This is a genomic window from uncultured Campylobacter sp. (assembly GCF_938045595.1).
Taxonomy (GTDB): Bacteria; Campylobacterota; Campylobacteria; order Campylobacterales; family Campylobacteraceae; genus Campylobacter_B.
Genome location: NZ_CALIBB010000159.1, coordinates 1 through 6,967, shown reverse-complemented (window position 1 = coordinate 6,967; position 6,967 = coordinate 1). Strand labels below are relative to the sequence as shown.

Annotated in this window: 4 protein-coding genes; all 4 read right to left on the bottom strand. The window is 50.9% G+C overall.

Annotated features, from left to right (window positions below; genetic code table 11):
- Nucleotides 1-101 precede the first annotated feature (101 nt).
- Nucleotides 102-644: a hypothetical protein gene (locus tag Q0340_RS06600; protein WP_298082646.1), complete on the bottom strand. Its 543-nt coding sequence runs from the start codon at nucleotides 642-644 to the stop codon at nucleotides 102-104.
- A 494-nt stretch (nucleotides 645-1,138) separates the two neighbouring features.
- Nucleotides 1,139-3,322, bottom strand: coding sequence for a hypothetical protein (locus tag Q0340_RS06595; protein WP_298082645.1), 2,184 nt, complete (start codon nucleotides 3,320-3,322; stop codon nucleotides 1,139-1,141).
- Entirely contained in the window at nucleotides 3,276-5,387 is a 2,112-nt protein-coding gene (locus Q0340_RS06590) for a replicative DNA helicase (RefSeq protein WP_298082644.1), read from the bottom strand. The genes Q0340_RS06595 and Q0340_RS06590 overlap by 47 nt, the downstream gene beginning before the upstream one ends.
- A gap of 1,054 nt (nucleotides 5,388-6,441) precedes the next feature.
- On the bottom strand, nucleotides 6,442-6,967 hold a 526-nt coding region (locus Q0340_RS06585), incomplete at its 5' end, for a flavodoxin-dependent (E)-4-hydroxy-3-methylbut-2-enyl-diphosphate synthase (RefSeq protein WP_298082643.1).

The following is a 6,967-nucleotide window of genomic DNA, read 5'->3' as shown; positions in this document are numbered from 1 at the left end:
ATCGCATTCATTATAAAGATTTTCCTCTTCAGCCGTATGCTTACCAGCCATTACGATAGAAGCTAAAAATATCATAGAATAAAATATAAAGCCTAGCCTTGTCATTTCAACTCCCCGTATAGTTTATTATAAATTTCTTTCATTTTTCCTCTTGGGTTGCACTCTTTATCTTCCATACAAATTTTAAGTTCATCATAAAATCCGCAATACTCATGTGCAGATTCCGAATCCATACTACATATTTTTTTAAAGCTCTTTAAAACCCTATCCGTATTTCCGGTGAAATACAGATCTTCCCAATTAAGGCATAAGCAACTCGTCATTAAATTTGCATCGCAACTTTTAACAAGATAATTTATAGCTTCTTCGTCTCTATTTAATGTCAATAAAAGAAGCGCATTTAATTCACAACTTAAATAACGCCTATCGTCGTCGCACTCTTTAGATAAAATTTCAACGAGTTTATTGCATGAGCTATATTTGCCTTCGCCATAATCACAGGATTTCAAAAGCGTCCTTTGCTCTTCATTTTTAAAATTCTCTAATTCTATTAAGCTTACCAAAGGCGGTTGTGCCGCAACAGGAATCGCCGCAAATGCCGCTATAAACGCAAGTACCCAAATTTTAAGATAGAATTTTTTCATTAGCACTCCTTGTTTTAAGCGGCGATTATATTTAAAAATTTTTAGCTGGCTCTTAAATTTAAAGGGTGCGGCGGCGCGATAAGTGCGCCGTAATCCCACCCGCCTGCGCTTAAATGAAATTTTAAAATTTAGCCGCTGTCGTGCAAACCTCGCGCACGCAAATTCCTCAATCCGCTGCTAAATTTTACTCGCAACCGATTTAAATCGCGCAGATGCGACAAAGCAAGCAAAGCAGAATAGAATTTTATAAAATTCTCACTCGAGGCGCTGTTTATTGCACACCCACTACGCTATTTGTTTTGTGCGCCTATTTTTGCCGTTAGTTTCGCTACCGCTTCGTACCTACCGAGCCGCCCATTTTGATGTATGGCACCCGCCGCCCGCACTTAAATAAAATTTTAAAATTTCGCCGCCCGCTACGCACGAAAACTCCATAATCCGCCGTAAAATTTCGCTCGCAACGGGTCTAAGTTGCGTGGGCATAATCCGTCGCCCTACTTCCCGTCTAAATTTAAAATTTCACTCGAAATTTCATCTATCGTCGCGTTAAAATCCTCCGCCAGCGCGCGCTTTAGCTCCTCTTTCGCCGCCATCATATCGCGCACGATCGCAGCTTCAAACTCCTCTCGGTTCAGCGCCTCGTCGCCCTTGGCAAACGCAAAATCCAGCCCAAACCACGTAGCCACGGCAAACGCAGGCACGCATACCACCGCGCCCGGGCCGCATACGAGCCCCGCACTACCGCTAGTCGCGCTGGCGCCTGCCTTGGTAAGGGTCTTCGCGCCCGTCTTGGCCGCAGTTTTAGCGAGGCTCTTACTTATCAGCTTTGCGCCCAGCACGCCGCCCAGCGCCCCCAGCCCCGTTCCGCTCGCGCGATACGCCTTGCTTTTTAGGCTGAAGCTCTGCGTAACGTTGAGATCGATTTTCGCGCCGTATTTTTTGAGCGTAAAATTTAGCGAGCTCTCATAATTTTTGACGTTCGCCGCAGCGATTTTAGCGATATTTTCGCCAAAATCCTTCGGGAAGCTTTCGCTTACGAAGAGCGCAAATTTCTCATTCAGATACGCCCCCGCGTCATCGTCCCACACGCCGTGCCACAGCACCAGATAATCGCTCAGAAATGAGTAATTGAAATCCGCCATTTTCTGCGCGCTAAGCCTCGCGCCCTCGTCGTAAACGGCGTCGATGTAGCTATTCAGCGCGGATGCGGCGTTTGCTTCTGCGGCGAAGCGCGTGGCGTTTAGCTCGCCTCTTAGCGCATCCGCCTCGCGAGCGCTTAAGATCAGCCGCTCGCCGCTTTGCAGCACGATCTGGACGCCCGTCTCGACCACGCTTTTAGGGTGCTCCGCCTCGTCCCTTACAGTGCGCGTCTGCGCGGCGCAGATCAAACACAGCGTGACGTAGGCAAGCGCAAAGATCGTGCCGCTAAAGCGCCCTATTTTGGGCGCGGCTGCGGCTCGCGACGTAAAAAGCACGAAGGCGCAAAGATGCAAAATCGCGCAGTAAAAGAGAAAATCTCCCGCGCAGATCAGAAACAAAAGAGCGATTTTTAGCGCGCTAGGGCTCTGCGACAGCGCCAGCTCAAACAGCGCGTTTTTGTAAAATTTCAAAGCGTAAATTTCATTTAGCAGGGCGGATTTGAAGTGCGCTTGCGGCACGGTAGATTTTAAAATTTCAAAAATTTCGGCTACCGATGCGGAATTCGTCGCGAATTTTTCAGCGGAACTATCATCGGCAGCCATACTCGGTGCGGCGGGATTTTGGGCCAAATTTTGCGCTGCGGCGGGGCTAGTCGTAGAATTTTTAGCGTTGATTTGCGATGTGGCAGCGGTATTTGCCTTTGAATTTTCAGCCGAGGTGTACACCGACCTGGCAGAATTCGCTTTAAAATTTGCGGGCGAAGCGGTGAGATTTTTAACGGCGTTCGGCGCGGGCTTGACGGCATTATCAGTCTCGGAATTTCGCACAATTATGGCGGCGTTATTCGTCGCGGAATTCGTAGCGGATTTAGCGGTGTTATTTGTTGCTAAATTTCCGACGGACGCGGAAGCGTCGTTTGTCGCGAAATTTTCAGCGAATGCAGCGGTGCGAGCGGACGAAGTAAAATTTATCGCGGAATTTTGAAAGTGCGCGGTAGTATCTACGCCGTCTGCGAACCGCAAATAGGCTAAATTTATGGCGAAATTTACCGCTACGGCAAGCGCGGCGAGCAGCAAAATGCTAAGTTTGAGCGATAAAATTCTAGGATTTTTAATCTCTTTTAGGCTGAGCTTCAGCACCGCCAGGCGCATCAGAACAAGAGCTGCAGGCAGCGCCGCGAGCGTCACGAATAGCTCCGCGCCGCGCAGATCCGCTAGGCCTAGCGCCAAAGTGACGCTCAAGATGATCGCGCCCGCGCAGGCTAAAACCCCGCTTATCAGCCTGCCTCTAAAAATTTTAATCAAAGTCCCGCCGCTGCGAAATAGCGCCGCATTGGCGCGCTGCTTCGCCTCGTAAAAAAAGCTAAATAGCACCCGAAATAGCGCGAAAGCCCAGAACGCCGCCAACGTGCAAAAGCCTGCGTCACTGAAATCCTGCGCGTAAAGTGCGAAACAAAAAACGCTAACGATCAGCGCTAGCCTAAGCGCTATTTCACAGATCCAGCGGCGCGTCGTCGTCATCGAGCCTGTTTGCCTCATTGATCTTTGGAATGCCCATCTCTTCGATATTTAGAGGCGGTGCGGGTTTAAATTTCGCCTCGTCCTCTTGTGCCTCAAAAGGCGGCATATCGTTTTCATTGCTATCATTATCTTCAACATGTGCGCCGCCCTCGCGTAGTACGTTACTCACGCTTTGCGATGTGCCCTCTGCGCCTTGCCGTGCACCTTTTGCGCCTTCCGCACTCTTTACGTTTTGCTCGGCCGAATTTCTGCGAGTGCGCTCTGTTTCGGGCGAGATACTACCCGCTCTAGTATCATATAAATTTTGCCCCTTGAATTCTTGCTTTTGCGGTGCGTTCTGTGCCGCGCGCTGTACCTCTGCCAAACCATGCTCTGCGCTAAGCTTAGACTCGCCGTCTATCTCCTCGCTGTCCTGCTCATCACCGCTTTCGCCGAAACTAGGCATCTCGTCAAAATCGATATTTACTCTGGAATTTCGAGCGCTAGCGGAGCTTTCATTTAAGCTTACGCCGCTATTTTGCACTTCGTTAAAATTTTGGGCTTCATTAAAATTCTGCGTTAAATTTTGCTGCAAATTCTGCGCTACACCCTGTTGCGACGCATCAAGTGGCGCATCAGACTCCTCAAAGCCCTGATCTTGCAGCTGCGAGACGTAGTCGAGATTATCGTTTTCGTTAAAGATCGCGCTCTCGCTAGGCTCGCCGCCGAAACTCGTATCGACGAAGCGGGTAAATCTGCCCTGAAAGCCCACCTCGATCGTCCTGCCCGCCTCGCCCGAGCGGTTTTTGCCGACGATGATTTCGGCTTTTTCCTGATAGTCGTTGCGCCTAAACACGGGCTCGCCCGCGTCCTTGCCCTCGGCCTCCAGCCGCGAAATGCGCTCGCGCTCCATCTGCTCTTTATAAACCTCGTCGCGATAGACGAAAAGTATGATGTCGGCGTCCTGCTCGATCGCGCCGCTTTCGCGCAGATCGCTTAGCATCGGGCGTTTGTTCGAGCGCGCCTCAAGCGAGCGGTTTAGCTGCGACAGCGCGATTATCGGGATGTTTAGCTCGCGCGCCAAGAGCTTGAGCCCGCGCGAAATTTCGGCGATTTGCAGGTGGCGCTCGGAGTAGTTGCTCGTGCTCGTCATAAGTCCGATGTAATCGATCACGCAAAGCTCGATGTTAGCGTCCGCGGATTTAAGTTTGCGCAGCTGGGTACGGACTTGGTGGATGTTTACATAGCCGCTGTCATAGACGAAAAGCGGCATATTCAGCACCGCATCGCAGGCGTCGTTGAAGCGCGTCCAGTCGTCGTCGCTGAGCTTGGCGCTCATTATGTCGCTTAGCGGGATCGAGCTAAGCGCACTTAGTATGCGATACATCAGCTGCACGGAGGGCATCTCGAGCGAGAAAAATACGACGCCTTTGCCGCTTTGCAGCGTTTTCATCATCAAATTTAGCGCAAAGGCGGTCTTGCCCATACCGGGGCGGGCGGCGATGATGATGAGCTCGCCGGGCTTTAGCCCCTTCGTGCAGTCGTTTAGGAAGCGAAAGCCCGTATCAAGCCCCACGAGCTCCGAGCCAGCGAGCGCCTTTTGGCGTTTCAGCTCCTCTACCACGTCAGCGATGATCTCGTGTGATTTTTTGATGCCGCCGTGGCGCTCCTCGTCGATGAGCTCGTAAATTTTGGAGCTGATTTTATCGGCGGTGTCCTTGCTACGCACGGCTTCGTTTACCATCGAAGGGATCTCGTGCGCGACCTTGATTAGCGAGCGCTTGATCGATTTTTCGCGCAGTTCGAGCGCGTATTTTGGGGCATCGACTACGCCGCTGGTGGCTACGACCTCGGTAAATGCGCCATCGTCGTAGCGCTCGGCTAGCCATTTTTTAACGAAGCTCGGCGCGATCGGCTCGTTGTGCGAGGAGCACTTGACGATCGCCTCGTAGATGTCGGCGTGCGGCTTGTAGAAAAAATCGCCGACCGAGATTATCTCGCTCAGCTCGCCGTATGCGTCCTCGTTTTGCAAAAGCGAGCTTAAGATCGCGCGCTCCATATCCAGATCGTATAAATTTGCAGGCACATTCTGCTTCGTTGCCATCACTTCCCCTCGTTTCGCGCGCTTTTGCGCGTCTAAATTTTAAGCTCTATAAAATCGTAAATTTTAATCCACAGCCCCGGTACGCGCTTTTGAAAACCGATGCGGCTTTGAACGCTCGTCGCGAGACCTTAGAACTATCGCAGCTTTGAAAGTTTCGCGCTTCAAAAAGCCTGCGAAGCTCGGAGTCTTGCAACCCAAAATTTCGCTAGATCAAACAGCTTGCGATCTTGAAAGCTCGCACGATTTTGAAACTTAGCGCTTCCAAAAGCCACGTGATTTTAAGCCGCTGCGCTCTTATGCCGCATATACTGCGGCGATTTAAGGCTGCGCCCAAAGGCTGCCGCGGCGGATTTAAAATTTTGAAATTTCATAGAGCTTGAAATTTCGCTAGGGCTTAGAATTCTTTAAAATTTTAAGCCCGCCTATTAAAATTTGGCGCCCCCGGCTCGGGCATTAAATTTCGCGCCCAAGCTGCGGCGAGCGAATGTTACTAAATTTAAACCGAACGTCGCGACTTGAAATTTCTCGAGCGCCTTAAATAGTGGGCCGAAGCCGCGGCATTTGAATTTAACATTCGCCTGCTATTTCGCAAAACAGTGTGTTTGTCGCAATAAATCGCGCTAAATTTAACGCGGCTAAACTTCAATGTCGTGCCTTGAAATTTTACGCCGCTGAGCTCTATGGTTTAAAATTTTACGTATCGAAATTTCACGCCGCAAATTTAGCACCGAATCGCGAGGCTCAAATTTTAAAATAAAATTTCACGGCGAATTGCAAAGTTAAAATTTCAAACCCAAAATTCCAAAACGAAATCCTAGAGCTAAAATTTTAAACCTGAAATTCCAAACTAAAATTCCAAGCCGCATTCCCAAAGACTCAAATTTAAAAGCGCTGCCTCGGAATTAAATTTTAAAATTTTACGCCAAGACACGCTGTGTTGATGAGCCTAAACGAACCGCAGTGAGTCCAGCGCGCCGAAACGCCAAACCGCAGGACTAAGCCGCGCGCCGTAGCGGCTTTTAACCGCTTTAACCGGCTAGACGCTCCGCAGCTCTCACGCTCCTTCGCGAACCCGCACCTCGTCCTCGACCTCTTGCAAAAACCGCTCCACGAGCTTGCTCTCATCGAGTTTGGCGACCACTTCGCCGTGGCGCATCACGATGCCGCGCCCGTTGCCGAACGCGATCGCCACGTCCGCGCCCTTCGCCTCGCCGATCGCATTTACGACGCAGCCCATGACGCTGATATTTAGCGGCGTTTTGATATGCGCGGTTTTTTCTTCGACGATTTTGATCGCGCTTAGCAGATCGCTTTGCAAACGCCCGCAGGTAGGGCACGAGATGATATTGACGCCGCTTTTTTGCACGCCCGCGTCCTGCAAGATCGCGCGCGCGACGCGGATCTCCTCCTCAAGCTCGCCCGTGATGCTCACGCGCATCGTATCGCCGATCCCCTCCATCAGAAGCGTGCCCAGCGCGATCGCGCTCTTGATGCTCGCGTGAAATTTCGTCCCCGCCTCGGTCACGCCCAGATGAAAAGGATACTCGCACAGCGGGCGCAGCGCGCGATACGCAGCCACC

Excerpts from the sequence above, each read along its gene's own strand:
- Q0340_RS06595 (WP_298082645.1), bottom strand. The coding sequence starts at position 3,322 with ATGAGGCAAACAGGCTCGATGACGACGACGCGCCGCTGGATCTGTGAA.
- Q0340_RS06600 (WP_298082646.1), bottom strand. The coding sequence starts at position 644 with ATGAAAAAATTCTATCTTAAAATTTGGGTACTTGCGTTTATAGCGGCA.
- Q0340_RS06590 (WP_298082644.1), bottom strand. The coding sequence starts at position 5,387 with ATGGCAACGAAGCAGAATGTGCCTGCAAATTTATACGATCTGGATATG.